We start from the raw sequence: 26,921 nt of genomic DNA on the forward strand, positions 1-26,921 counted from the left end.
CAGCAATGACTACAGAGCACGCATTCCCCGCAGAACGCACCGCGGTCCTGACCGGGGCAGCATCGGCCCGGGGCATTGGCCGGGCCACCGCAGACCGGCTGGCCAGCCAGGGCTGGTCCATCGCCATCCTGGACATCAACGCCGAGGACGCCAGGGCGGCAGCGGCGGAAATCGGCTCCAGCCGTGCCGTCAAGGCGATCGGCGTGGGCGCCGACGTCTCGGACGAGGCTTCGGTGGACCGGGCCATCACGGAAATCGAGCAGTCCTTGCCGCCCATCGTGGGGCTGGTCAACCTGGCCGGAATCAGTTCCCCCACGCCCTTCATGGAAACCACCGTGGAGGAATGGGACAAGGTCTTCGCCATCAACGTGCGTGGCACCTTCGTGGTGTCCCAGCGCGTCCTCAAGGGCATGATTGAGCGGGAACTCGGGCGGATCGTCAGCATCTCCTCCATCTCCGCCCAGCGCGGCGGAGGTACCTACTCCAAGGTCGCCTACAGTGCTTCCAAGGCCGGCATCCTCGGGTTCACACGTGCGCTGGCCCGCGAAGTGGGCGGGCACAACGTCACGGTGAACGCCATCGCGCCCGGCCCGATCGACACGGACATCATGGGTGGAACGCTGAGTGACGAGCGCAAGGCCCAGATGTCTGAAGGGATCATGATGGGCCGGGTAGGAACCCGTGAGGAAGTGGCTGCCCTGATCGCGTTCCTCCTCAGCGAGGATGCCGGCTACATCACGGCCGCGACCTATGACATCAACGGCGGCCTGCAGGTTTCCTGACGCTCCTCTTTTCCTGGCACCCGGCGCACGGTGCCGTACGGCCCGCCGGCCGCACGGCGCCGAGGCCGGGGCGCCTCATCCGCAACGTCCCGCCCCTGCAGCGGCTATAGGATTTCTACATGGCAACCAAGAACCAGGCCACCGGCGGGGTGAGCAGGCAGGTCCTCGCGGACCACGTCTACGAGGCGCTTTTGGTTGCCCTCATGGACGGCCGGCTGGAAGCAGGCACGCCGGTCAGCATTGACGGGATGGCCAGGGAGCTGGATGTCTCGCCGACGCCGGTGAGGGAGGCGCTTGCCCGGCTGGAAGCCACCGGCATGGTCCGGCGGATGGCGCTGCGGGGCTACCGGGTAGCCCCGCTGTTTTCTCCGGAGGAGCTGGCGGACCTGATGGACGCCCGGCTGGTGATCGAACCGGCCAACGCCTTCATGGCCTGCAAACATGCGGACCAGGAACTGACCGGGCAGCTCCAGCAGGCCATCGAGGACCTGAAGGCCGCGCCGCGCGGCCCGTCCTTTGCCGAGTTCCGGGCCTACTGGGAAGCGGACGAACGCTTCCACCGGCTCATTGCCGAGTCGGCGGACAACCAGTTCCTGCTGTCCGCCTACAATGCCCTGGGCGGCCAGGTGCAGCGATTCCGCTTCTTTGGGGGCCTCGGCGTCACCGACGCCGACTACGCCATCGCCGAACATACCGAGATTCTCAAAGCCTTTGAAGCCGGCGACGCCGAACTCGCCCGGCAAAAAATGATCGACCACATCGAGGGCGTCAAGCAGCGCTCGCAGCACGATAGCGAAGTGCGCAGCTAGCAGCACGCCCAGGGGCCGGCAGGGCCCCTCATCCTCGACTCCACCCCGGGGAGTCCACCAATAAACCCTTGACAGGATCCACAAGCAGCGTAGATCCTATAGGAAATGCGATTCATGATCTGGAGTGACAATGCCGTACACCGCTGAAAATTGGCCCATCGCCGCCGCCCTGCTGCAGTTCCCCGGAACCAAGCCCGACGGAACCACCGTCCAGGATGCCCCCGCCAGCGACTGGCAGCAGGTCTTCGAGGAAGTGGCCGACGCCGGTTTCACCAACGCCGACCTCACCGACAGCTGGGTCCGCCCCGGCGACCTCTCCAGCGCCCGGCTGGACGAACTGAAGGCCGCCGCCACGGCTGCCGGCCTTGGACTTCCCTCCATCTCCGCCATCCGCCGCAGCGTGATCGAGGAAGGCAACTGGGAAGACAACCTGGCCTACACCCACCGCACCCTCGAAGCCGCGGCACAACTTGGCTGCGAGGTTGTCTCGATCGGGCTCCACCAGGCCATCACCCCCGAGCAGCGGAAGCAGCTGTGGTTCTGGACCGTCGAGGGCCACAAAGACCCGGTGGGTGACAAGGAAAGCTGGAACAACGCCGTCACCCGCATCCGCGAAGTGGGCAAGCACGCCGCCGAACTTGGCCTCCTGGTGTCCCTGGAAATGTACGAGGACACCTACCTGGGCACCGGCGATTCCTCCGTGCAGCTGGTCCAGGACATCGACCTGCCCAACGTGGGGCTGAACCCGGACCTGGGCAACCTGATCCGGCTGCACCGCCCCATCGAGGACTGGCGCGAACTGGTGCACAAGACCCTGCCGTACTCCAACTACTGGCACGTCAAGAACTACATCCGCGATGAAAACCAGGCCCGGAACCAGTACGTCGCCATGCCGGCCCCCATGGAATCGGGCCTCATCAGCTACCGCGAGGCCTTCCAGTTCGCCATCTCCGTCGGCTTCCAGGGCATCATCTGCACCGAGCACTACGGTGGCGACGGACTGAGCGTCACCGCCGCCAACCAGGACTACCTGCGCCGCCAGGTCCTGCCCAAGCGGGACGGCTACGCCCTGGGCACCAGCCTGGTGGCCCAGGGCCGGCAAACTCCGGCGGCAGTCCCCGCACGCTAGCCGGCAGGCACCCCAACCGAGACAACCGGTTCAACGAGGAATCATGACAAAGATATTTGACGATCCAGCGCAGTTCGCAGACGACGCCCTCGACGGCTTCGTGGCCGCCAACCGCCAGTACGTTGCGCGCGTTGACGGCGGCGTTGTCCGCTCCACCGAATCACCCGCCGGCCAGGTGGCACTGGTCATCGGCGGGGGATCGGGCCACTACCCGGCCTTCGCCGGCCTGGTGGGGGCCGGGCTGGCGGCCGGCAGCGCCTGCGGCAACATGTTTGCCTCCCCCTCAGCGGGACAGGTGTACCGCGTGGCCAAGGCATCCCAAGCCGGCGGGGGAGTCCTGCTCAGCTACGGAAACTACGCCGGCGACGTCCTCCACTTCGGCCAGGCCCAGGACAAACTGAACGCCGAAGGCATCGAAACCCGGACCGTCCTGGTCACCGATGACATCGCCAGCGCTCCGCTGGAAGAAATCGCCAAGCGCCGCGGCATCGCCGGGGACCTGACAGTCTTCAAGGTGGCCGGCGCGGCAGCGGACGCCGGCCTGGACCTGGACGAGGTGGAGCGCCTCGCCATCAAAGCCAATTACCACACCCGCTCGCTCGGCGTTGCCTTTGCCGGCTGCACCCTGCCCGGAGCAGCCGAACCTCTGTTCACCGTGCCCGACGGCATGATGTCCGTGGGGCTCGGCATCCACGGTGAACCCGGCATCTCCGAGCAGCCCCTGCCCACCGCCAGCGAACTTGCCCGGCTCCTGGTGGACGGGCTGCTCAAGGACAAGCCGGACCCCGCGGGCACCAGGGTGGTGCCGATCCTGAACGGCCTGGGAACGGTCAAGTACGACGAACTCTTCCTGCTGTTCGGCAAGATCGAGGCGCTGCTGACAGGGGCCGGACTGGAGATCGTGGAGCCGGAGTGCGGCGAACTGGTAACCAGCCTGGACATGTCCGGACTGTCCCTGACGCTGTTCTGGCTGGACGCGGAACTGGAGAAATTCTGGGCCGCGCCGGCCGACACCCCCGCCTTCCGCAAAGGCAACCTGGCCCCGCGCCGTGCCCGGTCCGTGGAGTCCCTCGCCGAGGCGGGAACGGCGCCGGCGCTGGCCGCCACCCCGGCGTCGACTGCCCTGGCCGCCACGGCGGTGGGCGCGCTGAAGGAAGCCCGGTCCGTCGTCGTCGAACATGAGGACGCGCTTGGGAAACTGGACGCCATCGCCGGGGACGGCGACCACGGCATCGGCATGCGCCGCGGCGTCGATGCCGCCGTGGCCGCCGCCGAGAAGTCCCACGCGGCAGGCGCGGGGCTCGAGGAACTCCTCACCGCAGCGGGGGAGCAGTGGGCCGAACGCGCCGGCGGAACTTCCGGGGCCCTCTGGGGCGCTGCCGTCACCGCCGTCGGCAGGACCCTTGGCAGCAAGGACTCCTACACCGCGGCAGACGCAGCCGCCGCGGTCAACGCACTCCGCGACGCCATCATCACCCTGGGCAAGGCCGAAGCCGGGGACAAGACCATGGTGGACGCGCTGCTTCCGTTCGCCGAGACCTTCAACCGGGCAATAGACGACGGCGGCAGCCTGGCCGGGAGCCTCCGTGCAGCAGCGGAGGCGGCAGCAAAAGCCGCTGACGAGACTGCCGGGCTCAGCCCGAAGAAGGGCCGCGCCCGCCCCCTGGCCGAAAAAAGCCTGGGCCACCCCGACCCCGGGGCTGTGTCCTTCGGCCTCATCGCCCGCAGGATCGCCGATTACGCCGCCACCATCGAAAGCCACTAAAGGAGAACCCTTATGACTGAGCAATCCCAGCCAGGCTGGCGCATCGTCGTCGGCAATGACGAAGCCGGCGTCGAATACAAGAATGCCCTGCGCGAACTGCTCGAGGCGGACCCCCGCGTCGCCTCGGTGGAGGACGTGGGAGTCGGCGCCGACGACACCACCGCCTACCCCCACCTGGCCGTCGCCGCCGCCCGCAAGGTGGCCGCCGGCGAAGCGGACCGCGCCCTGCTGATCTGCGGAACCGGCCTGGGGGTCGCCATCTCCGCCAACAAGGTACCGGGCATCCGGGCCGTCACCGCGCACGACAGCTACTCCGTGGAACGCTCCGTGCTGTCCAACAACGCCCAGGTCCTCACCCTGGGCCAACGCGTCATCGGCCTGGAACTGGCCAAGAAGCTGGTGGGCGAGTGGCTCAACTACCGCTTCGATGAAAACTCCGCATCCGCGGCCAAAGTAGACGCCATCTGCTCCTATGAGGGCGCGTCGGAAGGACTTGAAACCACATGAGCACCCGTAACATCGCCGTCATCGGCTCCGGCTACATGGGCGGCGGAATCGCCCAGGTCCTGGCACTTGCCGGAGCCCGCGTAGCACTCGCTGACGTCTCCGCCGAAATCGCCCACAGCAACTACGAACGGCTGCTGAAGGAATCCGACGAATTCGTGGCGGCCGGGCTCTTCCCGGCCAACGCCACGGACCTGCTCAAGGAAAACCTCTGGGCAGCCAAGGACATCGAAGAAGCCGTAGCAGACGCCGAATACATCGAGGAGGCCGTGCCGGAAGTCCTCGAGATCAAGCACGCCACCCTCGGCCGGATCAGCGCCGCCGCCCGGCCGGACGCCATCATCGGCTCCAACACCTCCACCATCTCCATCGCCAAGCTCGCCGAAGTGGTGGACAACCCGGAGCGCTTCCTGGGCGTCCACTTCTCCAACCCGGCGCCCTTCATCCCCGGCGTGGAAGTCATCCCGCACGAGGGGACCTCCGGGGCAACCGTCCAGGCCGCCCGCACCATCGTGGGGGAGACCGGCAAGGAAACCGCCACCGTCAAGGACGTCACCGGCTTCGTGCTGAACCGGCTCCAGTACGCCCTCTTCCACGAAGCCGCGCAGGTGGTGGAGGAAGGCATCGCCACCGCCGAGGACGTGGACACCCTGGTCCGCACCACCTTCGGCTTCCGCCTGCCGTTCTTCGGCCCCTTCGCCATCGCCGACATGGCAGGCCTGGATGTGTACGCCTTCTGCTACAAGTCACTGCAGACCGGCTTCCCGGAGCGGTTCGCCACCCCGCAGATCCTCCAGGAAAAGGTCGACGCCGGCCAGCTGGGCACCAAGACCGGCTCCGGCTTCCTTGATGTCCCGGCAGAGCGCACCGCCGCCCTGGTTGCCTACCGGAACAAGGCCTACGTCGCCATGCAGAAGCTCATCGAGGACCTGGGTCCGGCCCCGCTGTCCTAGCCCTGCTTTCCCTCAACCAGAAGGAACCTTCCATGACAGTTTTCCCCGCAGAGCGCACGGTGATCGTCACCGGCGCGGTCTCTGAACGCGGCATCGGCCGCGCCACCGCCGACTACCTTGCCGAGCGCGGCTGGAACATCGGCGTGATCGACCTTGACGACGCCGCCAGCAAGGACCTGGCCAGGGAGCTGGCCGAAAAGCACGGCGTCAAAGCCCACGGCGCCGGCGCCAACATCGGCGACGAAGCCTCGGTGCGCGCCGCCATCGACGAGATCGAAGCCGAGCTTCCCCAGCTGGTGGCACTGGCAAACATCGCGGGCGTCAGCTCCCCGGTTCCCTACCTGGAGCTGGACAGCGCCGAGTGGGACCGCGTAGTGAACATCAACATGAACGGCGTCCACTACGCCACCCGCCGCGCGGCCGAATCGATGGCCAGGAACCGGGTGGGACGGATCGTCAACATCTCCTCCGTTTCCGCGCAGCGCGGCGGCGGAACCTTCAGCAAAACCCCGTACTCCGTGGCGAAGGCCGGCGTCATCGGCCTGACCCGCGCCACCGCCCGCGAACTGGGCGGGTACGACATCACGGTCAATGCCATCTCACCCGGTCCGATCGACACCGACATCATGGGCGGCACCCTCAGCGAGGAACGCAAGGATGAACTCGTCAAGGACCTGGTAGTGAACCGGGTGGGCACCACCCGCGACATCGCGGCGGCCATTTCCTTCCTCATCGGTGAGGACGCCGGCTACATTTCCGGCCAGACGCTGAACGTCGACGGCGGCCTGTACATGCATTGACGGCATCCGCCCCGGATGCCACAAGCCCCGCAGGCCGCCGGCCTGCGGGGGACCACCAACGTCACCACTCGAAGGAGAGTGTTGTGTCAGAAACCACCGCAACATCCAAGGAACTCCTGGCCCGTCCGGTCCTGAAGTCCGCGATTTCCAAGGCGGCCCGCCGGCTCATGCCGATGCTTGTCATCCTCTACGTCGTTTCCTTCCTGGACCGCACCAACGTCGGCTTCGCCGAGGCGGCCCTGGGGGCGGACAAGGGGGTGTCCGCCGCGGCCTTCGCCCTCGGCGCCGGTATCTTCTTCATTGGCTACGCCATCTTCGAAATCCCCAGCAACCTTCTCCTCAAGAAGGTCGGTGCCAAGATCTGGCTGGCGCGCATCGCCATCACCTGGGGCATCGTCTCCGCCTGCTTCGCGTTCGTGCAGGGCGAGACCTCGTTCGTGATCCTGCGTTTCCTCCTGGGCGTTACCGAGGCCGGGCTGTTCCCCGGCGTCATCATGTACCTTGCCGAATGGTTCCCCAACAAGGTGCGGGTCCAGATGTTCGCCATCTTCTACCTGGCCCAGCCGTTCTCCCAGATGATCGGCAACCCGTTGTCCGGCTGGCTGATCAACATTGGCGACCAGGTGCCGGGCCTGAGCGGCTGGCAGGTCATGTTCTTCGTCGAGGGCATGCTGGCTGTCCTGGCGGGCATTGCTGCCTTCTTCTTCCTGATCAACGGCCCGGAGAAGGCCAAGTTCCTCAACCCTGAGGAAAAGTACGCCCTGAAGGAGGTCATGGCGCTGGAGGACACCATCAAGGACGAGACCGGGCCCCGCGGCATTCTCGCCGCCATGCGCAATGGCCGCGTCTGGTACTTCACCGTCATCTACTTCTGCCTGCAGATCGCCGTATACGGCGTGACGTTCTTCCTGCCGCAGCAGGTATCCTCGCTGACCGGGCAGAAGGTGGGACTCGCCGTCGGCCTGCTGATCGCCGTCCCATGGTTCTTCGGCATCTTCTCCTGCTACTTCATCGGCAAGGCGGCAGATACCGTGGCCAAGCGCCGGAAGTTCGGCACCATCCTGTTCATCTCCACCGGCCTGTGCATCTTTGGCTCGGCGTGGGCGGGGACCAACCACCAGCCGGTGCTGGGCATGATCTTCATTACCCTGGCAGTCTGCAGCTTCCTGGCCGTTGGCCCCGTGGTGTGGTCGTACCCCACCGCGTTCCTCGCCGGGTCTGCTGCCGCCGCAGGCATCGGACTGATCAACTCCCTGGGCAACCTGGGCGGCTTCGTGGCACCCATCCTGCGGACCGCAGTAAACGAGGCCACCCAGTCACCAACGGGCTCCATGGGCGTCTATGCCCTGGGCGTCCTGCCGTTCGTGGCGGCCGCAATGATGTTCGCCACGAGGCGGTTCAAGAACAAGGCCGACGACCTGCTCGACTGAGCGCACCACACCATCCACGCAAGGAAACCATGAGCACCTCCGGCAGCAGCACAGGCACGGGCCCCCTCTACATTGGTGTCAGCACCAAGATGTACCTGGGCTACCAGGAAAGCCTGCGCTGGCTGTCGGAGGTGCGTTCCATCGTCGATGACAGGCCCGGACTGGGCATGGATTCCGCCGGGGAGTCCCCGGTCCGGGTCTTCGTCATTCCGTCCTTCCCGGTCCTGGAGCCCGCCGCGCGAATCCTGGCGGGGTCGCCGGTACTCCTCGGCGCGCAGAACTGTGCCTGGGGCAACGGGCCGTTGACCGGTGAAGTCAGCCCCGGCATGCTGGCCGAACTTGGCGTCTCACTCGTCGAGATCGGCCATGCCGAACGCCGCCGGCTGTTTGGCGAGGATGACGCCGTGGTGGCACGCAAGGTGCGTGCCGCCGTCGAACATTCCCTCACCCCGCTGCTCTGCATCGGCGAACCGGACAGGCTGGACGCCGGGGCTGCCGCCGCCTTCTGCGTGGAGCAGGTCCGTGCCGCCACGGACGGTGACCCCACCCTGCTGAACCGCCTGGTCCTGGCCTACGAACCGGTCTGGGCCATCGGTGCGCAAGAGCCCGCCCCGCCGCAGCACGTCAACGCCGTCCTGGCGCAGATCCGTGCGGAGCTTGGCCCGACCTGCCCGCTGATCTACGGCGGCAGCGCCGGGCCCGGGCTGCTTCCCCGGCTGCCGGCCGCGGACGGACTCTTCCTGGGCCGCTTCGCCCATGATGCCGCCAATCTTGGCCGCGTACTGGACGAGGCCCTCGACCTGCGTCAGACAGAGACGCCCGCCAACAGTTCGTCCAGCCGCTCGTAGCCTTCGGACATGCCGCCCTCCATGCCTGAGTGCAGCATGCCGTCACGCGCCTCCATGCTCTGGTACATGGCGTGGCCCCGCAGCCTGCACCGGCCGCCGTCGAGCTCCTCAAATGTCATGGACTCCAGGCTGACCGAGTCCGGATAACCGCCGAACTCGAAGGTCTGCAGGGCGAACTCGTTCTCGCGCACCGTGTGGAAAATGCCACGGAACTCGTACGGCACCCCCTCCGGACCCGTATGGATGTACCGGTAACTTCCGCCGGTACGGAAGTCGTAGTGGTCCATTTCCATCTTCATGCCCCGCGGACCCAGCCATTGGGCCACCAGTTCAGGGTCCTTGTGGGCCCGGAACACGTCCGCCACCGGAAAGTCGAACTCCCGCTCGAAGTCGATGTAGGGGAGTCCCTCGGGGGCCGTGATCTTCAGTTGGTTGGTCATTTCCTGTCCTTAGCCTTAGGCGCCGTGTGCCCGGCGCTGGATTCAAGCACCGCATCGAGGCCGCGGAACTGCCCTTCCCGGACCAGCCTGTACTGGTCGATCCAGGCGGTGAGAGCCTCCAGCCGTGCGGGGTTCAGGTGGACGGGCCGGCGCTGGGCGTCCCTGCTGCGGGTAACCAGATTCGCCTGCTCGAGTACCTGGATGTGCTTCGAAACTGCCTGCTTGGAAATCTCGAAGGGTTCGGCCAAGTCATTGACGGTGGCCGGACCACGGCTCAGCCGGGCAATGATGCGTCGACGGACGGGGTCAGCCAGGGCAAGGAAAGCCACATCCAAAGCCGCGTCGTCATCCGCCACCATTCCCGCCTTTCGCATAATCAACCTCTGCCTTTATCAACCTATTAGTTGACTAATACTAAGACCGCTCTTATTGCCTGCGCAAGGGGATCTTGCGTAGCCAAAATTGTCCTTGTTAGTATGTCAGTACAAACTATTAGAGGAGAAGCTTCATGCCACTGGTTCGCATTGACGTCAACGAAGGCCGCACCGCCGATGAGCTGCAGCAGCTGAGCCGCGGCATCCACGATGCGATTCTCGCGGAGTATGGCATCCCGGAGCGGGACTACTTCCACATCCTCACCGAACACCCGCAGGGCCAGATCTTCGCCCAGGACGCGGGGCTGGGCTTCGAACGCACCGGGGGAGTGGTGATGATCCAGATTTTCACCCAGGGCGGCCGATCCCAGGAGGCCAAGCAGCGGCTCTTTGCCGCGGTGGCCGAAAAGCTTGCCGAAGTGGGGGTCGCCGGCGAGGACGTCTTCATTGGCTATGTCGAGAACACTGCCGGCGACTGGTCCTTCGGGTTTGGCCGCGCCCAGTACGTGACCGGGGAGTTGGCAGTTCCCCGAAGGTAGCGCGGGCGTGCCCTGCTGGGGTCGGGGCCTTTCTAAACGCTTGTTGTAAGTATGTCAGTACAAACCTTTGACAGGACATTCGATCTAGGGCAAAGTAGTCCCTGTGGCCCACGCCACGGCCTGCCAGTCCCGGAACTCCTGCTCCTCAAAGGATCCGAGTTCCACACCAGAAAGGTCCACGATTCCCGTGACCCACGAGCTTCTTACGATCGGGCGCATCAGCGTTGATATCTACCCGAACGACATCGGGGTTGGCCTGGAGGACGTCAGCTCCTTCGGCAAATACCTTGGCGGTTCACCGTCCAACGTCGCCGTCGCCGCTGCCCGGCACGGCCGCCGGGCCGGCGTCATTACCCGCACCGGGGACGATGCATTCGGCACCTACCTCCACCGGGAACTGCACAAGTTCAACGTCGACGACACCTTCGTCACGCCGGTCGCCGGCCTGCAGACACCGGTGACATTCTGCGCGATCAAGCCCGCCACGGACGAGTTCCCGCTGTACTTCTACGGCCGTTTCCCCACCGCTCCGGACCTGCAGATCAAGTCTGAAGAGCTGGACCTGGATGCCATCCGCGGGGCCGGCATCTTCTGGTCCACGGTGACCGGCCTGTGCCAGGAACCTTCCCGGTCCGCGCACATCGCCGCGCACCAGGCCCGGCCCCGCACCGAACTGGCCGAGGGGCAGTTCACTGTCCTGGACCTGGACTACCGTCCCATGTTCTGGGCGTCCGAAGAGGAAGCCCGCGCAGAAGTGGCCAGGATCCTCCCGCACGTCACCGTCGCGATCGGCAATGACAAGGAATGCGCCGTCGCCGTAGGGGAAGGAACCCCTGACGAGCAGGCGGACCGGCTGCTGGCCGCCGGCGTGGAAATCGCCGTCGTCAAGCTTGGCGCTGAAGGCGTGATGGCCAAGACGCGCACCGAGCGCGTGGTCTCCGCCCCCGTCCCGGTTGAAACCCTTAACGGCCTCGGCGCCGGGGATTCGTTCGGTGGCGCGTTCTGCCACGGGCTGCTGTCCGGCTGGCCGCTGGAGCAGGTCCTGGACTACGCCAACGCCGCCGGTGCCATTGTGGCCTCCCGCCTGTCCTGCGCCGACGCGATGCCGACGCCCGGCGAGGTCACCTCGCTGCTGGCCGAACGCGGACGTACCGTGCCCGGTACGGTCTCCGGCGCTTCCATTCCCGAAGGAGCAGCACTGTGACCCTCACGCCCCTCGCCTCGAACCACGCCGTGGATGATGATCCGCGCCGCTATGAGCACCTGAGCACCATCCGCCTCGAAGACCCGGACGCCGTGGCCCGCGCGGCGAAGTCCCGCCGCCGCCACCCGGGCGTGAAGGCCGGCCGGCAGAACTTCATCGTCGCCGCCGACCACCCCGCCCGCGGCGCCCTGGCTGTCGGCAGCGATCCGGTGGCCATGGCGGACCGGCGCCAGCTGCTGGACCGGCTGCAGATCGCCCTGGCCAACCCGGCCGTCGACGGTGTCCTGGCCTCCCCGGACATCATGGACGACCTGCTCCTGCTGGGCGCCCTGGACGGGAAGCTGGTGTTCGGATCGATGAACCGCGGCGGGCTGTCCGGCCTGGTCAACGAGCTCGATGACCGGTTCACCGGCCACACCGCCGCCGCTTTGGCGGCCCTTGGTGCGGACGGCGGCAAGATGCTGACCCGTATCTGCCTGGGCGACCCGGACACCGTAGTGACCCTGGAAGCGACCGCCAGGGCCATCGACTCGCTGGCGGAACGGAAGCTGATCGCCATGGTGGAGCCGTTCCTGTCGGTCCGCGAGAACGGCCGGGTCCGCAACGACCTTTCTCCCAATGCCGTCATCAAGTCCATCGCCATCGCCGAGGGCCTGGGCTCCACCAGCGCCTACACCTGGATGAAGCTTCCCGTGGTGGCGGAGATGGAACGCGTCATGGCCGCCACCACCATGCCGACCGTGCTGCTGGGCGGGGACCCGGACGGGTCCCAGGACGAGGTCTTCGCCACCTGGGGTGCCGCGCTGGCCCTCCCCGCTGTCCAGGGCCTGACGGTGGGCCGGACGCTGCTCTACCCCGCGGACGGGGACGTCGCCGGTGCCGTTGCCGCGGCAGCCTCCCTCCTGCACCACACCACAGAACTTCCGGAGAACTAGCCATGGGCACACCAACAGGAACGCGCAGAATGACGGTGGCGCAGGCCGTCGTCGAATACCTTTCCCGGCAGTACACCGTGGACACGGTGGGCGGCGTTGACTACCGTGAGCGGCTCATCCCGGGCACGTTCGGGATCTTTGGGCACGGCAACGTGGCCGGCGTGGGCCAGGCGCTGAAGCAGTACCAGCAACTGGACCCGGCCCTGATGCCGTACTACCAGGGCCGGAACGAACAGGCCCAGGTCCACCAGGCCGTGGGCTACGCCCGGCACACCCGCCGCCGCCAGACCTACGCCATCAGCACCTCCATCGGCCCGGGTTCCTCCAACCTGCTCACCGGTGCCGCGCTGGCCACCACCAACCGGCTCCCGGTGCTGCTGCTGCCATCCGACACGTTCGCCACCCGCGCCGCCGACCCTGTCCTGCAGCAGCTCGAGCAGCCGTACGCCTACGACATCACCGTCAACGACGCGTTCCGGCCGCTGTCCAAGTTCTTCGACCGGGTAAACCGGCCCGAGCAGCTGTTCTCCGCGTTCCACCACGGACTGCGCGTCCTCACGGACCCGGCCGAGACCGGCGCTGTCACGATTTCCCTGCCGCAGGACGTCCAGGCCGAGGCCTTCGACGTCCCGGCCGAGTTCCTGGCCGAGCGTGAGTGGCGGATCCGCCGCCCCGACGCCGACGACGAGGACATCGCCCGCGCCGCCGCGGCCATCCGGGCCGCGAAGCGCCCGCTCATCATCGCCGGCGGCGGCGTCCTCTACGCCTACGCCAACGAGGAACTGGCGAAGTTCGCCGAGCTGACCGGGATTCCGGTGGGCAACACCCAGGCGGGCGTCGGCGTCCTGCCGTGGGACCACCAGTTCTCCCTCGGTGCCATCGGCTCCACCGGCACGACGGCGGCCAACGCCATCGCTGCCGAGGCGGACCTGATCATCGGCATCGGCACCCGCTACGAGGACTTCACCACCGCGTCCCGGACCGCGTTCCAGAACCCCGACGTGAGGTTCGTGAACATCAACGTCGCCCCGATCGACGCCTACAAGCACGGCACTGCGCTGCCGATCGTCGCCGACGCCCGCAAGGCCCTGGTCAAGCTCAACGCCGCCCTGGGCGGCTACCGCGTCGGGGCGGACCTGGAACAGAAGATCGCTGCGGAGAAGAAGCGCTGGAACGCCACAGTGGACGAAGCCTTCGACACCCGCTACACCCCGCTGCCGGCACAGAACGAGATCATCGGCGCCACCAACCGGGCCATGGACGCCCGCGACGTGGTCATCTGCGCCGCCGGGTCCCTGCCTGGTGACCTGCACAAGATGTGGCGGGTCCGGGACCCGTTCGGCTACCACGTCGAATACGCCTACTCCTGCATGGGCTACGAGATCCCCGGCGGCTTGGGCGTCAAGCGTGCAGCAATCGCCGAAGCAGCCAGTACGACGGCGGCAAGCGGGCCGGGTGGCCAGGTGCGGGACGTCGTCGTGATGGTGGGGGACGGCTCCTACCTGATGATGCACACCGAACTGGTCACCGCCGTCGCCGAACGCATCAAGCTGATCGTGGTCCTGATCCAGAACCACGGTTATGCCTCCATCGGCTCGCTGTCCGAGATGCTCGGTTCGCAGCGGTTCGGTACCCAGTACCGGGCCCTGAACGAGGAGCAGCACAGCTTCGACGAGGGCGAGACCCTGCCCGTGGACCTGGCCCTGAACGCCGAGTCCCTCGGCGTGAAGGTCATCCGGATCGAGCCGGGGGAGAAGGTCATCTCGGAACTCGAACAGGCCATCCGCGACGCGAAGGCCGCCCCCGAGAACAGTGGCCCGATCCTGATCCACGTCGAATCCGACCCCCTCCTGGACGCACCGTCCTCCGAATCCTGGTGGGACGTCCCTGTCTCCCAGGTCTCCGAACTGGACTCCACCAAACAGGCCTTCCAGACCTACGTCGATCACAAGTCACGCCAGCGCAAACTGCTCGGCTAACCACGCTTTCTCACTACTCAAGGAAGAGTCCCATGACTGCCACCACCACCGAAACAACGGTCATCAACCATTTCATCAACGGCGCCGAAACCGCCGGCGAAGGCGACCGCACCACGAACGTGTACAACCCGGCCACCGGCGCCGTGACCGGCGAACTGCGCCTGGCCAACCGCGCCGACCTGGACACCGCCGTCGCCGCCGCCCGCAAGGCCGCCGACACCTGGGGTGACATTTCCCTGGCCAAGCGCACCGCCGTGCTGTTCAAGTTCCGCGAACTCGTCGCCGCCCACGTGGACGAGCTCGCCCAGCTGGTCACAGCCGAGCACGGGAAGGTCCTCTCCGACGCCAAGGGCGAGATCGGTCGCGGCCTGGAAGTGGTCGAGTACGCCTGCGGCATCCCCACCCTGCTCAAGGGCGACTACTCGGACCAGGTCTCCACCGGCATCGACGTCTTCTCCTTCCGCGAGCCCCTCGGCGTCGTCGCCGGCATCACGCCGTTCAACTTCCCGGTCATGGTGCCCCTGTGGATGGCCCCGATGGCGATCGCCACCGGCAACGCCTTCATCCTCAAGCCCTCCGAACGCGACCCCTCCGCCTCGCTGCTGCTGGCCAAGCTGTGGAAGGAAGCCGGGCTGCCGGACGGTGTGTTCCAGGTCCTGCACGGCGACAAGGAAACCGTTGACGGGCTGCTGACCCACCCGGACGTGGACGGCATCAGTTTTGTTGGGTCCACCCCGATCGCGCAGTACGTCCACGAAACCGCCACCAAGCACGGCAAGCGCGTCCAGGCCCTGGGCGGTGCGAAGAACCACGCGATCATCCTGCCAGACGCCGACCTGGACAACGCCGCCGACCACCTCGCGGCCGCCGCGTTCGGCTCCGCCGGGGAACGCTGCATGGCCATCTCGGTCGCCGTCTCCGTCGGAGACGCCGCTGACGCCCTGGTCGCCAAGGTCCAGGAACGCGCCGAAGCCGTCCAGGTCAACAACGGCACCGAACCCGGCGCCGAAATGGGCCCGGTCATCACCCCCGCCTCCAAGGAACGCATCCTCCGGATCGTCACCGAAGCAGAAACTGCCGGCGCCGCCATGGTGGTGGACGGCCGCGACCTGGTGGTGCCCGGCCACGAAAACGGCTTCTGGGTGGGCCCCACCGTCCTGGACCACGTCAAGACCGAAATGACCGCCTACAAAGAAGAAATCTTCGGACCCGTCCTGGTGGTGGTCCGCGTCGACACCCTTGAGGACGGCATCACGCTGATCAACGCCAACCCCTACGGCAACGGCACCGCCATCTTCACCTCCTCCGGCGCGGCCGCCCGTAAGTTCCAGCGCTCCGTGACGGTGGGCATGATCGGCATCAACGTGCCCCTGCCGGTGCCGGTGGCCTACCACTCCTTCGGCGGCTGGAAGGCCTCCCTCTTCGGCGACAAGCACATCTACGGCCCCGAAGGCGTCAGCTTCTACACCCGCGGCAAGGTGGTCACTTCCCGCTGGCCCGAAACCCACCACGCCTCCGGCGCCTCCTACAACTTCCCCTCCAACTAGGACACCCCCGTCGATTGCTCCGTAACCGCCGTTATGAGCGTCCAAAAGGGCGGTTACGGAGCAATCGAAGAAAAGGACAACGCTGTCATGACTGAAAACAAGCTGATCATCGGCACGGCGCCGGACTCCTGGGGCGTCTGGTTCGCGGACGATCCGAAGCAGACCCCGTGGGAACGCTTCCTCGACGAGGTGGCCGAATCCGGGTACAAGTGGATCGAACTGGGCCCTTACGGCTACCTGCCCACCGACCCCGCCCGCCTGGCGGAGGAGCTGAAGCAGCGCGACCTGCAGATCTCGGCCGGCACGGTGTTTACCGCCTTCCACCGCGGCGTGGACCAGTGGGAAACCGCCTGGGAGCCGGCCCGCAAGGTCGCCGAACTCACCGCGGCCATGGGCGGCGAGCACATCGTGGTGATCCCGGCCATGTGGCGGGACGACGTCACCGGCGAAGCCGTGGAAAGCGGCACGCTGAGCGAGAAGGCCTGGGACGACCTATTCACCGGCCATAACCGCCTGGGCAAGACCCTGCTGGAGGACTTCGGCCTGAAGCAGCAGTTCCACTCCCACGCCGACTCCCACGTTGGCGCGCAGGCGGACATCGAGACGCTGCTCGGTGCCACGGACCCGCGGTACCTGAACCTCTGCCTGGACACGGGACACGCCGAATACTGTGGCGCCTCCAGCCTGGAACTGATCAAGAACTATCCGGACCGGATCGGCTACCTGCACCTGAAGCAGATCAACCCGGACATCCTCAGGAAGGTCAATGAGGAGAACATGACCTGGGCAGCTGCCAACCTGGCCGGCGTCATGACCGAACCGCCCAACGGCCTCCCTGACCTGCGCGCTGTCATCGAAGCCGTGGAGGCGCTGGACCGGCCCATCTTCGGCATCGTGGAACAGGACATGTACCCCGTGGCCTTCGACGTACCGATGCCCATCGCCAAGCGCACCCGCAACTACCTGCTGTCCTGCGGTTCCCGCACCGCCGTCAGCTAACCGCCACCAATACCAGAAGGACAGAACAATGACTGAAACCCTCCGCGTCGCCGTCATCGGCGCCGGCCGCATGGGCGCCGACCACATCCAGCGCCTCAGCAAGCGCATCCACGGAGCCGAAGTTGCCGCCGTCGTGGACGTGGATCTTGCCCGCGCCCAGGCCGCTATTGAAGGCATCCCGGGCGCCGTGGCCCTGGCGGACGCTGACGAGGCCCTGAACAACGGCGACGTCAACGCCGTCCTGATCGCCACCCCCGGATTCCTGCACGAGGACATCCTGCTCAAGGCCCTCGCCAGGGACATCCCGATCCTCTGCGAAAAGCCGCTCACGCCCGACGCCGCATCTTCCTGGAAGATCGTCGAAGCCGAGGTGGCGCTGGGCCACCAGCGGATCCAGGTGGGCTTCATGCGCCGCTTCGACGCCGAGTACGCCACACTGGGTTCGATCATCCGCAACCACGAACTCGGCGAGCTGCTGATGCTGCACCACCAGCACCGCAACCCGAGCACCCCCGAAGGCTTCACCAACGAGATGCTCATCAACGACTCCGTGGTCCACGAGTTCGACGCCATCCGCTTCTTCACCGGCGAGGAAATCACCAGCGTCCAGGTCCGCCTGGGCAAGGCCACCAAGAACGCGCCCTCCGGCCAGCACGACCCCCAGCACGTCCTGCTGGAGACCGAATCAGGCGTCCTGGCCGACGTCGAAATCTACGTCAACGCCAAGTTCGGCTACGAGGTGGCCACCCAGGCCTCCTTCGAGGACGGCATCGTCAGCATCGGCGGCGATAAGGGACCCTACACCCGCAGCTCGGGCCGCTGGGGCGGCAACGTCACCCCCGGCTTCGAGGAGCGTTTCGGCGCGGCGTACGACGTCGAAATCCAGTCATGGGTGGACGCGGCACTTAAGGGCGGAATCGGCGGCCCCTCCGCCTGGGACGGGTACGCCACCGCCGCCTGCTGCGAGGCAGGCGTGGAAGCGCAGAAGAACGGCGAAAAGGTCGCCGTGAAGCTGGCTCCGAAACCCGACCTCTACAAGTAACCAGGACCGGAAAAGGGGGCGGAGCCATCCGTCCCCTTTCGTGTCTCCACCCTTCCTGATCCACAATGGAGTGTTTACGTGAAAATCGCACTTGACCCCACCCCGTTCCACCACTCGCACAGCCTGCTGGAGTTCCCCAAGGTGGTGGCGGACCTTGGCTACAAGTACATGCAGCTGACCCCGCACGCGGACTTCATCCCGTTCTACAACCACCCCAAAGCGGACGACGAACTGGTGGGCCAGCTGGGCAAGGCCTGCAGGGACGCCGGCATTGAAATCGCCTCCATCCTCCCCGTGCTCCGCTGGTCCGGGCCCGACGAGGACGCCCGCGAAGCCGCCGTCCGCTACTGGAAGCGCGCCATCCAGATCGCCGTGGACCTGGGAGTGAGCACCATGAACACCGAGTTCAGCGGCCGTCCCGAGAAGGCGGAGGAGTCAGAGCGGGCGTTCTACCGTTCCATGGAAGAGCTGCTGCCCATCATTGAGCGTGAAGGCATCGAGCTGCTGATCGACCCCCACCCCGACGACTTCGTGGAGGAAGGCCTGGCCGCCATCCGCGTGATCAGGGGCGTGAACTCGAAGAACGTGGGCATGGTCTACGTGGCCTCGCACAGCTTCCACATGAAGAACTCTCCGCTGGACATCATGCGGGCCGCGGGGGACAAGCTGCGCCTGGTCCACGTGGCCGACACCATGGACCACCACGCCTCGCACGGCCTGCGCTACATCACCAACCCGCCGGGCAACCCGGTCCGCGTCCACCAGCACCTGAAGATCGGCGACGGCGACGTCAATTGGGACGAGTTCTTCGGCGGCCTGAAGGAAATCGGCTTCCTCGACCGGGAGGACACCGTGATGGTGTCCAGCGTCTTCGCTGAGGACGAGAACGCCGAAGAAGTGTCCCGCTACCAGCTGGAGACCATGGAGCAGTACGTCCAAAAGGTAAGCCTATGAGTTCGCCTGTTTCCGGAAAGGCAGCGGTCAAGCAGCCCGGCAACCATCAGCGGGCCCTGCGGACCGTCACCATCATCTCCACCTTCGGCGGCCTGCTGTTCGGCTACGACACCGGCGTGATCAACGGCGCCCTGCCGTATATGCAGGAGGACCTGGGCCTCACTCCGCTGACCGAAGGCCTGGTCACCTCATCCCTGCTGTTCGGCGCCGCCTTCGGCGCCCTGTTCGGCGGACGCCTGGCCGACCGCAACGGCCGGCGCAAAATGATCATGGTGCTGGCGGTCATCTTCCTCGCGGGCACCATCGGCTGCACGTTCTCGCCCAATACCGAGGTAATGATCGCCGCCCGGTTCATCCTGGGACTCGCCGTGGGCGGGGCATCGGTGACAGTGCCCGTGTACCTGGCGGAGGTCTCGCCGAGCCACCGGCGCGGCCGGATCGTCACCCAGAACGAACTCATGATCGTCACCGGGCAACTGCTGGCGTTCATCTTCAACGCCTACCTGGGCAACTCCTTCGGTGAATCGCACGGCATCTGGCGCTGGATGCTGGTCATCGCCACCCTGCCGGCCATCGCGCTGTGGATCGGGATGAACTTCATGCCCGAGAGTCCACGCTGGCTGGCCTCCATCGGCAGCTTCGGCGAGACGCTCAGCGTGCTGCAGCGGATCCGGTCGCAGGAGGAAGCCCGCAGGGAGTTTGAGGAAGTCAAGGCCATGGCCGTGGAGGACTATAAGTCCAAAATGGGTTCATGGAAGGACCTGGGCATCCCGTGGCTCCGCAGGATCTTCGTGGTGGGCCTGGGCCTCGCGGTGATCCAGCAAATCACGGGCGTGAACTCGATCATGTACTACGGCACCCAGATCCTCTCGCAGTCCGGTTTCGGCCGGGAGGCTGCCTTGACGGCCAACATCGCCAACGGGGTCATTTCGGTACTGGCCACGTTCGTCGGGATCTGGCTGCTGGGCAAGGTGGGGCGGCGCCGGATGCTGATCACCGGGCAGGTGGGAACCACCACGGCGCTGCTGCTGATCGGCTTCTTCTCGCTGATCCTGCCGGAAGGCTCCGCCCGGGGCTTCGTCATCCTGGCTTTGACCGTGACGTTCCTGGCGTTCCAGCAGGGTGCCATTTCCCCGGTGACGTGGCTGATGCTCTCGGAAATCTTCCCGCTGAAGATCCGCGGCCTGGGCATGGGGGCGTCGGCCTTCCTGCTGTGGATCGTGAACTTCCTGATCGGGTTCGGGTTCCCGCAGCTGCTGGCCGCCATCGGCATCTCCAACACGTTCTTTGTGTTCGCAGTCCTTGGCGTGGGGGCCATTGCCTTCGCCGCGAAATACATTCCCGAGACCAAGGACAAGAGCCTTGAGGACCTGGAGCACTACTTCAAGAACGTTGCAGGCGGCAAAGCCGAGGCGCCAGCCGCAGAGGTTTCCTGACCGGAACCAGCACTCCCTGTTCCCCACAGCAACGCCCCCATGAGGATCCTCACGGGGGCGTTGTTGGTGCCTTGGAGTGGCCGGGTCCTAGGCGCGCGCGTGCAGCCGCGGCAGCGCATCCACCAGCGGTGCCAGTTCCGGAATGGCCAGGGCCCCGTCCAGGGCACGTTCCAGCGTGGCGTCGTGGACCGGCCGCGCTGCCGCGAGCAGGCTGCTTCCACTGGCGGTGAGCTCGGTGTAGATGCCGCGGCGGTCGTCGTCGCACAGGATCCTGGTCAGCAGGCCACGGTCCTCCAGCCGGTTGACCAGCCGGGTGGTGGCGCTGGGGCTCAGCGCCGTGGCGCGCGCCAGCTGCTGCATCCGCATGTGCCACCCGTCCTGCCGGCTGAGGGCATCCAGCACCGTGTACTCCACCACGGAGAGCTTCGACTCCGCCTGCAGGCTGCGTTCCAGTTCGTTTTCGATCAGCCCGTGCAGGGCTGCGAGGGTGCGCCAGCCCTGGGCACGGACCTCAACGGCGTCGTCCTTGATGCCCATGGTTGCTCCTTCGAAGATGGCGTAGGACGCCATCCATTGCTCCGGTCATAGATAGTTGCTTGCGCGGCATATCTGCATGTGCAACAATAAATACCGCGTCTGCAACTATCTTAGGCGCCTTCCCGCCTCGGGAACAACCACGAACAGCTCAAAGGAGCATCCTCATGCCTGTTGGCCTGATAGCACTCGCCCTGGGCGGGTTTGGCATTGGACTCACGGAATTCGTGATCGCCGGCCTCCTTCCGCAGGTGGCCGCGGACTTTGCAGTCAGTGAAGCGTCCGCGGGCTGGTTCATCTCCGGCTACGCACTCTCCGTGGTGGTGGGAGCGCTGGGCCTGACCGCGGCCGTGACCCGCTTCCCGCGCAAACCCGTGCTGGCTGCATTGCTGGTCCTGTTCATTGCCGGCAACCTGCTCTCCGCCACCGCTGACGGTTACTGGGCCATGATGCTGGGGCGCATCATCGCAGCCCTTTCGCATGGCGCCTTCTTCGGAATCGGAGCCGTAGTGGCGGCCGGCATGGTTCCGGCCAGCAAGAAGGCAGGGGCCATCGCGCTCACGTTCACGGGCCTGACGGCGGCCAATGTCCTGGGCGTACCGTTCGGAACCCTGCTGGGCCAGACCGCCGGGTGGCGTGCCACCTTCTGGGCCATCACCGTTATTGGCGTAGCCGCGCTCGCCGGCATCCTTGCACTCGTCCCGGCATCGGCCGGCGCATCGGACGAGGCAGGCAGCCTCCGTTCCGAACTCCGTGCCTTCCGCTCCGGGCAGGTATGGCTGTCCATCGTGGTGACCGTCCTGGGCTTCGGCGGCATGTTTGGAGCGTTCACCTACATCGCCTACACCCTCACGGAGGTATCAGGATTCGCGGCCTCCGCGGTGCCGTGGCTGCTGGTCGTCTTCGGCGTGGGCCTCTTCGTGGGCAACACCCTCGGCGGTAAGGCCGCCGACCGCAACGTGGACCGGACGCTGCTCGTGGTGCTCGCCGCGCTGACCGTGGTCATGGTGGCCTTTGCCCTGACGGCGGCCAATCCCGTCCTGACGGTCATCTCGCTGGTCCTGATGGGCGGCTTCGGGTTTGCCACCGTACCGGGCCTGCAGATGCGGGTCATGAAGTACGCCTCCGGTGCTCCCACCCTTGCCTCCGGCGCCAACATCGGAGCCTTCAACGTGGGCAACGCCCTGGGCGCCTGGCTGGGCGGCGTCACCATCACCGCCGGGTTCGGCTACACGTCGCCCATCTGGGCCGGCGCCCTCATCACCCTTGCGGGCGTTGCCGTCATGGCGTTCGCCGCGGCAGGCGCCAGGCGGAGCGAACAGCGCCGCGGTGGCCGCGGCACGGTCCAGGCCGCGGAGGAGTTGGTCAGCCGCTAGGCGGAGGGGTCGGACGAGCGGCGCACCATCAGAGCGGGTTCAAGCTTCCGGGTCACGGCTGGTCCGGCCGTCCCGGCAACCCGCTCCAGGATGGCCTGCGCCGCCAGCCGGCCGAGCTGCCCGGCGTGCTGGTCAATGGACGTCAGGCCAATCAGCGGCGAGGCGCCCACTTCGATGTTGTCGCAGCCCACGATCGCCATGTCGCCCGGGACGGACAGTCCCCGGGAAGCCAGGGCCTCCATGATGCCAATGGCGGTGAGGTCGTTGTGCGCAAAGACTGCCGTGGGAGGCGTGGCACCCGAGTCCAGGAACTGCTCCATCACGGCCCGGCCGCCGCGTTCGGTCATGTCGCTGTGGACCAGGTGCGGCTCCAGTCCGAACTGCCTCATGGCGTGCAGGTAGCCCTCCCGCCGGGCCGTGTAGGGGAGCCAGTCAGAGATGTCCACGTGCGCAATCCGCCGGTGTCCCAGGTGGTACAGGTGCTCCACGGCGAGCGACCCGGAACGGAAGTCGTCGGTCAGGACGGAATCCACGCCGTCGGCCTCCAGCTCCCGGGTGATGACGACGGCGGGCGTCCCGCGCAGGGCCCCGGCCAGCTCCTCCGAGCTGCCGGTGTAGCCGGCCAGCAGCACGCCGTCCACGCGAAGGTCCACGAAGGACCGGACGGCCTCCAGTTCCGTTCCGGGATCGGCGGAGCCGACGGCGACCATCACCTGGTTGCCGCTGCCGGCCAGCCCGTCGGTGATGCCGTCATAGATATCGGCGAAGACGGAGTTGTGCAGGTCAAGGAACAGGACACCCAGGGTGTTGGTGCGGTGGCTTGCCAGGCGGCTGGCCAGCCTGTTGGGGGAGTAGCCCAGGGCAGCGGCGCTTTCCAGTACCGCCGTGCGCTTTGCGGGCGAAACCTTGGGGGAATCGCGCATCACCAGCGACACCAGGGCGCGGCTCACGCCGGCCTCGCGCGCTACGTCCTCCATGGTCACCGACCGCGGCGAAGGAGAGTTCTGTTTCACAGAACTCCACTATGCCAGTCCATGGCGGCCTGCCCGGGCGGCTACGCGCCGAACGGCAGCCGGGGGTCGATGTTCTGGCTCTCCCACGTCTGCCGGACCCAGCCGTGGTGCGGGTCGTCGCTGATCAGCCACTCCCGCACCGGCCCGGGGCCGGCCATGACGTTGAGGTAGTAGAGGTCATAGCCGGGAGCGGCCATGGCCGGGCCGTGCCAGCCGTAAGGGACCAGCACAACATCCCCGGTCCGTACTTCCGCGGAAACGTCGATGGGGCGCTCATCGGAGGCGTAGACACGCTGGTAGCCGATGGCATCGGCGTCGGCAGGTGCGCCGGATCCAGCTCCCACCTGGGTTTCGAAGTAGTAGATCTCCTCGAGGGAGGTCTCGCCGTCCTTTTCCTCGTCATGCTTGTGCGGCGGGTAGGAGGACCAGTTGCCGGCCGGGGTGAGGACCTCGCACACGATGAAGCGGTCCGCCTCAAGTGCGGCGGGGGTGCCGAAGTTGTGGACCTGGCGCGAGCAGTTGCCCGCCCCGCGCAGCTCCACCGGGGTTTCCGCCGCGGACACCAGGCGGGTGGGGTGGGACGCCTGGGCCGGCGCGGTGGCAACCGCCACCCTGCCGCCGTCGGCCGAGCTGATGCTGACGGCGCGGCCGGTACCGGAGTACAGCACATCCGTCGGGCCGGCGAACACCGACCGGCGCCCCGCCAACGGGTAGTCCGTGCCGTCCACGGTCACCGTGAAAGACCCGTTGAGCGGCACCACGATCCGTTCCTCATCCGCGGCGGGAAGTTCGACGGCGGCGCCCGCCGGCAGGGTGGCCACCTTCAGTCCGGTGTGCGCCCAGCCGTCCACGGCAAGGGAGGAATCGGAAGTTCCGATCGACACATCCCAGGCACCGTCGGTGGCGGTGCCCAGGGGATAGACCCAATTGGTCATGGAGTTGGCTCCTTGATTAGCGCTGTACGAGTGTCATTTCAAAGCTGTAGGAATCCGCGCGGTACACGTGGTGGCCGGTTTCAACCCGGCGGCCGGTATCGTCCACGGCGGTGCGTTCCATCGTGACCAGTGCCGAGCCGGCCGGGGTATCCAGCATGGAAGCCTGGTAGTCATTGGCGGTCATGGCACCGATGCGCTGGGTGGCCAGCCGGAAGTTCACGCCGCCGCGGCGAAGGATCGAATAGAGGCCTTCAGCCTTGAGCATGGCCTCACCCATCTCCGCGATGTCATCACGCACCCAGTTCTCCATGAGGGCCAGGGGCTTGCCGCCCACCCTCCGCAGCCGGGTGAAGTGGTACACCTTCGAGCCCGCGGGAAGCTGCAGCGTGCTGATCGTGGCGTCGTCCGCCTCCAGGTGCGAGAAACTCAACACCTCGGTGGTGGGCTTCTTGCCGTTGTTGGTCAGGTCGTCGTAGAGGCTGGACAGCTCCAACGGCCGGCGGACCTGGCTGGAGACCACCTGGGTTCCTACGCCCCGCTTGCGGACCAGCAGGCCGGACCGGACCAGTTCATCCATCGCCTTGCGCATGGTGGGCCGGGAAAGGTTCAGCTGGGCGGCAAGGTCGATCTCGTTGTCCAGCCTGCTGCCGGGCTCCAGCACCCCGCTGTAAATCGCCGCCTCAATGCCCTGGACCACCTGGTGGTACAGGGGCACGGGGGAGGAGCGGTCGATGTTGAGTCCCAGGTTGTTCGCCACGGTGCGTTCCCTTGTCTTCGGTGTCTGCGCCTCCCCGTCTTGGGAGACTGCGCCAGCGGACACTTTGCCGCTATATGTTCGCTTGATAGGACATACTTTCCTTCTCGATCGTAGCAGGCGGTGTAGAGGGGTCAAGAGGGGTCCCAGCCAGGAAGAGGGAAGGGCTAAGAAATTAAATTGTGCTGACATTAAGACTTTTTCTTGACGAGGACAATTAGAGCGCTCTAACGTTAGTGGCACGCATCACATTCCTGACCGGTCTTCCGGTCCCCGAGAGAATTTGAGAGGCAACAATGCTGTTGCAGAAACAAACCATGGGCGCCACCGGCAGCAAGCGCCGCGGATACCTCGCCCGGCTGACCGTCATCTCCACCCTGGGCGGCCTGCTCTTTGGGTACGACACCGGCGTGATCTCCGGCGCCCTGCTGTACATGAACGACTCCCTCAACATGAGCGCCGTCGAGGAAGCAACCGTGGTGAGCGCACTGCTGTTCCCCGGTGCCGCCGTCGGCGCCCTCACCGGCGGCCGCATGGCTGACAAGCTGGGCCGCCGCGGCTCGCTGCTGGTCTGCGCACTGCTCTTCCTGCTCGGTGCCATGGGCTGCGCCCTTGCGCCCACCGTGACCTTCATGATTGCCGCCCGCATCGTGCTGGGCCTCGGGGTGGGCGCCGCCGCCGTAACCTGCCCGCTGTACCTGGCGGAGATGGCTCCCGCCCATCTTCGTGGCCGGATGGTCACCATCAACGAACTCATGATCGTCACCGGCCAGATGCTCGCCTTCGCCATCAACGCCCTTCTCGACGCCCTGATCCACGACAACGAGGTCTGGCGCAGCATGCTGGGCATCGCGTCCATCCCTGCACTCGCACTGCTCGCCGGCATGCTGTTGCTTCCAGAATCCCCGCGCTGGTACGCCATCCGCGGCCGCCTGGAGGACAGCCGCCGCGTCCTGAACCTGAGCCGCAGCCCGGAAGAGGCAGCGGCCGAATTCGAAGAGATCGCCTTGGCGGCACGCACCGCCAAGGAAGAACGCGGCCACGCCCTCCGCGACCTTCGCAACAACCCCTGGATGCGCCGGCTGCTCTGGATCGGCATTGGCCTGGCCACCGTCCAGCAGGCAACGGGCATCAACACCGTGAACTACTACGCCCCCACCATCCTGGAAAAGAGCGGGCTTGGCGTCAGTGCCTCGCTCGTGGCCACCATCGGCGTGGGCGTTACCTCAGTGCTCATGACCATCCTGGGCATCTGGCTGCTCGGCTTTGTTGGCCGCCGCCGGATGCTGGTCATCGGATTCTCCGGAGTTGTCGGTTCCCAGGCCCTGCTTGCCATCGTCTTCCTCCTGCCGCAGTCCGACCTTGCCAGCTACACCATCCTGGCCGCGATGATGCTGTTCGTTGCCTTCGTGCAGTGCTTCATCGGCACCTGCGTCTGGCTCCTGTTGTCCGAAATGTTCCCGCTGGCCATCCGCGGCTTCGCCATGGGCATCGCGGTCTTCGCACTGTGGACCGTGAACGCCGCCATCTCCTTCCTCTTCCCCATCGTGGTCAACGCGCTGGGATCCACGGGTACCTTCGGCCTGTTCGTCCTGGTCAACCTGGCGTCCCTGGCGTTCGTCATCAAGTTCGTGCCGGAGACCAAGGGCCACTCGCTCGAGGACCTCGAAGCGCACTTCCGCGACGGCGAAGTTCCGGCACGGGTCTCCGCTTAGCGAGGCCTCACCACGGCACCGCACGCCAACAGCAGCGGGGGTCGGACCCAGTCCTTCCGGGATCAACCGGACAGGCGCGGTCCGGCCCCCGTTCGTGCGTGTGGTGGCCTAGGCTGGCCCCATGA

26 protein-coding genes are annotated in these 26,921 nt (G+C 66.4%); 20 read left to right on the top strand and 6 right to left on the bottom strand.

What is annotated here, in order from left to right; translation table 11 throughout:
* The first annotated feature begins 5 nt into the window (after positions 1-5).
* The 9 genes from ACZ9J7_RS11420 to ACZ9J7_RS11460 all read left to right on the top strand — a co-directional run bounded on the left by ACZ9J7_RS11420 (position 6) and on the right by ACZ9J7_RS11460 (position 9,020).
* Positions 6-782 carry an SDR family NAD(P)-dependent oxidoreductase gene (locus tag ACZ9J7_RS11420; RefSeq protein WP_476209459.1) on the top strand — a complete coding sequence of 259 codons (777 nt, stop codon included), beginning with the start codon at positions 6-8 and terminating at the stop codon, positions 780-782.
* A gap of 119 nt (positions 783-901) precedes the next feature.
* Entirely contained in the window at positions 902-1,591 is a 690-nt protein-coding gene (locus ACZ9J7_RS11425) for a GntR family transcriptional regulator (protein ID WP_255174540.1), read from the top strand.
* A 130-nt stretch (positions 1,592-1,721) separates the two neighbouring features.
* Positions 1,722-2,720 carry a sugar phosphate isomerase/epimerase family protein gene (locus ACZ9J7_RS11430; protein ID WP_476209461.1) on the top strand — a complete coding sequence of 333 codons (999 nt, stop codon included), beginning with the start codon at positions 1,722-1,724 and terminating at the stop codon, positions 2,718-2,720.
* 43 nt (positions 2,721-2,763) lie between these two features.
* Positions 2,764-4,485, top strand: coding sequence for a dihydroxyacetone kinase family protein (locus tag ACZ9J7_RS11435; protein WP_476209463.1), 1,722 nt, complete (start codon positions 2,764-2,766; stop codon positions 4,483-4,485).
* Positions 4,486-4,497: 12 nt separating this feature from the next.
* On the top strand, positions 4,498-4,992 hold the full coding sequence (locus tag ACZ9J7_RS11440) for a ribose-5-phosphate isomerase (protein WP_476209465.1): 495 nt from the start codon (positions 4,498-4,500) through the stop codon (positions 4,990-4,992).
* Positions 4,989-5,942, top strand: a complete 954-nt coding sequence (locus ACZ9J7_RS11445) for a 3-hydroxyacyl-CoA dehydrogenase family protein (protein ID WP_476209467.1) — start codon at positions 4,989-4,991, stop codon at positions 5,940-5,942. Before ACZ9J7_RS11440 ends, ACZ9J7_RS11445 begins: the two co-directional genes overlap by 4 nt.
* A 32-nt stretch (positions 5,943-5,974) precedes the next feature.
* Entirely contained in the window at positions 5,975-6,742 is a 768-nt protein-coding gene (locus ACZ9J7_RS11450) for an SDR family NAD(P)-dependent oxidoreductase (protein ID WP_476209469.1), read from the top strand.
* Positions 6,743-6,825: 83 nt separating this feature from the next.
* A complete protein-coding gene (locus ACZ9J7_RS11455; RefSeq protein WP_476209471.1) occupies positions 6,826-8,172 on the top strand; it encodes an MFS transporter in 1,347 nt (448 codons plus the stop codon).
* Between the two features lie 29 nt (positions 8,173-8,201).
* Entirely contained in the window at positions 8,202-9,020 is an 819-nt protein-coding gene (locus ACZ9J7_RS11460) for a triose-phosphate isomerase family protein (protein ID WP_476209473.1), read from the top strand.
* Here the strand turns inward: ACZ9J7_RS11460 and ACZ9J7_RS11465 are convergent.
* Together ACZ9J7_RS11465 and ACZ9J7_RS11470 are read right to left on the bottom strand one after the other, a co-directional pair.
* A complete protein-coding gene (locus ACZ9J7_RS11465; RefSeq protein ID WP_476209475.1) occupies positions 8,978-9,460 on the bottom strand; it encodes an SRPBCC family protein in 483 nt (160 codons plus the stop codon). The two genes, ACZ9J7_RS11460 and ACZ9J7_RS11465, sit on opposite strands and share 43 nt — an antisense overlap.
* A complete protein-coding gene (locus ACZ9J7_RS11470) occupies positions 9,457-9,819 on the bottom strand; it encodes an ArsR/SmtB family transcription factor (RefSeq protein WP_476211841.1) in 363 nt (120 codons plus the stop codon). Before ACZ9J7_RS11470 ends, ACZ9J7_RS11465 begins: the two co-directional genes overlap by 4 nt.
* Positions 9,820-9,968: 149 nt before the next feature.
* Here ACZ9J7_RS11470 and ACZ9J7_RS11475 point away from each other — a divergent pair, with 149 nt between their 5' ends.
* From ACZ9J7_RS11475 to ACZ9J7_RS11515, 9 genes are all read left to right on the top strand, one after another.
* Complete coding sequence (locus ACZ9J7_RS11475) at positions 9,969-10,373, top strand: tautomerase family protein (RefSeq protein ID WP_476209477.1); 405 nt, start codon at positions 9,969-9,971, stop codon at positions 10,371-10,373.
* A gap of 187 nt (positions 10,374-10,560) precedes the next feature.
* The gene (gene iolC / locus ACZ9J7_RS11480) at positions 10,561-11,577 is read left to right on the top strand and encodes a 5-dehydro-2-deoxygluconokinase (RefSeq protein ID WP_476209479.1); all 1,017 of its coding nucleotides are present in this window, start codon (positions 10,561-10,563) and stop codon (positions 11,575-11,577) included.
* A complete protein-coding gene (locus ACZ9J7_RS11485; RefSeq protein WP_476209480.1) occupies positions 11,574-12,512 on the top strand; it encodes a Cgl0159 family (beta/alpha)8-fold protein in 939 nt (312 codons plus the stop codon). Before iolC ends, ACZ9J7_RS11485 begins: the two co-directional genes overlap by 4 nt.
* 29 nt (positions 12,513-12,541) lie before the next feature.
* On the top strand, positions 12,542-14,491 hold the full coding sequence (iolD, locus tag ACZ9J7_RS11490) for a 3D-(3,5/4)-trihydroxycyclohexane-1,2-dione acylhydrolase (decyclizing) (protein ID WP_476209482.1): 1,950 nt from the start codon (positions 12,542-12,544) through the stop codon (positions 14,489-14,491).
* A 32-nt stretch (positions 14,492-14,523) separates the two neighbouring features.
* Entirely contained in the window at positions 14,524-16,038 is a 1,515-nt protein-coding gene (locus ACZ9J7_RS11495) for a CoA-acylating methylmalonate-semialdehyde dehydrogenase (protein ID WP_476209483.1), read from the top strand.
* 87 nt (positions 16,039-16,125) lie between these two features.
* Positions 16,126-17,037, top strand: a complete 912-nt coding sequence (locus ACZ9J7_RS11500; protein ID WP_476209485.1) for a sugar phosphate isomerase/epimerase family protein — start codon at positions 16,126-16,128, stop codon at positions 17,035-17,037.
* 28 nt (positions 17,038-17,065) lie between these two features.
* Entirely contained in the window at positions 17,066-18,079 is a 1,014-nt protein-coding gene (locus ACZ9J7_RS11505) for a Gfo/Idh/MocA family protein (RefSeq protein ID WP_476209487.1), read from the top strand.
* 78 nt (positions 18,080-18,157) lie between these two features.
* Positions 18,158-19,033, top strand: a complete 876-nt coding sequence (locus ACZ9J7_RS11510; RefSeq protein WP_476209488.1) for a sugar phosphate isomerase/epimerase family protein — start codon at positions 18,158-18,160, stop codon at positions 19,031-19,033.
* Positions 19,030-20,469: a sugar porter family MFS transporter gene (locus ACZ9J7_RS11515; RefSeq protein WP_476209490.1), complete on the top strand. Its 1,440-nt coding sequence runs from the start codon at positions 19,030-19,032 to the stop codon at positions 20,467-20,469. Before ACZ9J7_RS11510 ends, ACZ9J7_RS11515 begins: the two co-directional genes overlap by 4 nt.
* A gap of 87 nt (positions 20,470-20,556) precedes the next feature.
* On the opposite strand, the gene ACZ9J7_RS11520 is transcribed toward ACZ9J7_RS11515, so the two are convergent.
* On the bottom strand, positions 20,557-21,006 hold the full coding sequence (locus ACZ9J7_RS11520; RefSeq protein WP_476211842.1) for a MarR family winged helix-turn-helix transcriptional regulator: 450 nt from the start codon (positions 21,004-21,006) through the stop codon (positions 20,557-20,559).
* A 164-nt stretch (positions 21,007-21,170) separates the two neighbouring features.
* Here ACZ9J7_RS11520 and ACZ9J7_RS11525 point away from each other — a divergent pair, with 164 nt between their 5' ends.
* A complete protein-coding gene (locus ACZ9J7_RS11525; protein ID WP_476209492.1) occupies positions 21,171-22,379 on the top strand; it encodes an MFS transporter in 1,209 nt (402 codons plus the stop codon).
* Here ACZ9J7_RS11525 and ACZ9J7_RS11530 read toward each other — a convergent pair.
* The 3 genes from ACZ9J7_RS11530 to ACZ9J7_RS11540 are packed head-to-tail and all read right to left on the bottom strand — an operon-like array spanning position 22,376 to position 25,084.
* Positions 22,376-23,392, bottom strand: coding sequence for a LacI family DNA-binding transcriptional regulator (locus ACZ9J7_RS11530; protein ID WP_476209494.1), 1,017 nt, complete (start codon positions 23,390-23,392; stop codon positions 22,376-22,378). The genes ACZ9J7_RS11525 and ACZ9J7_RS11530 overlap by 4 nt on opposite strands.
* A gap of 41 nt (positions 23,393-23,433) precedes the next feature.
* Positions 23,434-24,327 carry a 5-deoxy-glucuronate isomerase gene (iolB, locus tag ACZ9J7_RS11535; RefSeq protein WP_476209496.1) on the bottom strand — a complete coding sequence of 298 codons (894 nt, stop codon included), beginning with the start codon at positions 24,325-24,327 and terminating at the stop codon, positions 23,434-23,436.
* A gap of 16 nt (positions 24,328-24,343) precedes the next feature.
* Positions 24,344-25,084, bottom strand: coding sequence for a GntR family transcriptional regulator (locus ACZ9J7_RS11540; protein ID WP_476209498.1), 741 nt, complete (start codon positions 25,082-25,084; stop codon positions 24,344-24,346).
* A 314-nt stretch (positions 25,085-25,398) separates the two neighbouring features.
* Between ACZ9J7_RS11540 and ACZ9J7_RS11545 the strand changes: the two genes are divergently transcribed.
* Positions 25,399-26,796, top strand: coding sequence for a sugar porter family MFS transporter (locus ACZ9J7_RS11545; RefSeq protein ID WP_476209499.1), 1,398 nt, complete (start codon positions 25,399-25,401; stop codon positions 26,794-26,796).
* The last annotated feature ends 125 nt before the right edge of the window (positions 26,797-26,921 follow it).

The sequence above is a fragment of the Pseudarthrobacter sp. TE9888 genome, assembly GCF_056279345.1.

What these genes read in the sequence shown, in the direction of transcription:
- ACZ9J7_RS11545 (WP_476209499.1), top strand. Translation starts at nt 25,399, where the DNA reads ATGGGCGCCACCGGCAGCAAGCGCCGCGGATACCTCGCCCGGCTGACC.
- ACZ9J7_RS11505 (WP_476209487.1), top strand. Translation starts at nt 17,066, where the DNA reads ATGACTGAAACCCTCCGCGTCGCCGTCATCGGCGCCGGCCGCATGGGC.
- ACZ9J7_RS11515 (WP_476209490.1), top strand. Translation starts at nt 19,030, where the DNA reads ATGAGTTCGCCTGTTTCCGGAAAGGCAGCGGTCAAGCAGCCCGGCAAC.
- ACZ9J7_RS11430 (WP_476209461.1), top strand. Translation starts at nt 1,722, where the DNA reads ATGCCGTACACCGCTGAAAATTGGCCCATCGCCGCCGCCCTGCTGCAG.
- ACZ9J7_RS11450 (WP_476209469.1), top strand. Translation starts at nt 5,975, where the DNA reads ATGACAGTTTTCCCCGCAGAGCGCACGGTGATCGTCACCGGCGCGGTC.
- ACZ9J7_RS11435 (WP_476209463.1), top strand. Translation starts at nt 2,764, where the DNA reads ATGACAAAGATATTTGACGATCCAGCGCAGTTCGCAGACGACGCCCTC.
- ACZ9J7_RS11470 (WP_476211841.1), bottom strand. Translation starts at nt 9,819, where the DNA reads ATGGTGGCGGATGACGACGCGGCTTTGGATGTGGCTTTCCTTGCCCTG.
- iolD (WP_476209482.1), top strand. Translation starts at nt 12,542, where the DNA reads ATGACGGTGGCGCAGGCCGTCGTCGAATACCTTTCCCGGCAGTACACC.
- iolB (WP_476209496.1), bottom strand. Translation starts at nt 24,327, where the DNA reads ATGACCAATTGGGTCTATCCCCTGGGCACCGCCACCGACGGTGCCTGG.
- ACZ9J7_RS11500 (WP_476209485.1), top strand. Translation starts at nt 16,126, where the DNA reads ATGACTGAAAACAAGCTGATCATCGGCACGGCGCCGGACTCCTGGGGC.
- ACZ9J7_RS11495 (WP_476209483.1), top strand. Translation starts at nt 14,524, where the DNA reads ATGACTGCCACCACCACCGAAACAACGGTCATCAACCATTTCATCAAC.
- ACZ9J7_RS11475 (WP_476209477.1), top strand. Translation starts at nt 9,969, where the DNA reads ATGCCACTGGTTCGCATTGACGTCAACGAAGGCCGCACCGCCGATGAG.
- ACZ9J7_RS11465 (WP_476209475.1), bottom strand. Translation starts at nt 9,460, where the DNA reads ATGACCAACCAACTGAAGATCACGGCCCCCGAGGGACTCCCCTACATC.
- ACZ9J7_RS11525 (WP_476209492.1), top strand. Translation starts at nt 21,171, where the DNA reads ATGCCTGTTGGCCTGATAGCACTCGCCCTGGGCGGGTTTGGCATTGGA.
- ACZ9J7_RS11445 (WP_476209467.1), top strand. Translation starts at nt 4,989, where the DNA reads ATGAGCACCCGTAACATCGCCGTCATCGGCTCCGGCTACATGGGCGGC.
- ACZ9J7_RS11460 (WP_476209473.1), top strand. Translation starts at nt 8,202, where the DNA reads ATGAGCACCTCCGGCAGCAGCACAGGCACGGGCCCCCTCTACATTGGT.
- ACZ9J7_RS11520 (WP_476211842.1), bottom strand. Translation starts at nt 21,006, where the DNA reads ATGGGCATCAAGGACGACGCCGTTGAGGTCCGTGCCCAGGGCTGGCGC.
- ACZ9J7_RS11420 (WP_476209459.1), top strand. Translation starts at nt 6, where the DNA reads ATGACTACAGAGCACGCATTCCCCGCAGAACGCACCGCGGTCCTGACC.
- ACZ9J7_RS11440 (WP_476209465.1), top strand. Translation starts at nt 4,498, where the DNA reads ATGACTGAGCAATCCCAGCCAGGCTGGCGCATCGTCGTCGGCAATGAC.
- ACZ9J7_RS11425 (WP_255174540.1), top strand. Translation starts at nt 902, where the DNA reads ATGGCAACCAAGAACCAGGCCACCGGCGGGGTGAGCAGGCAGGTCCTC.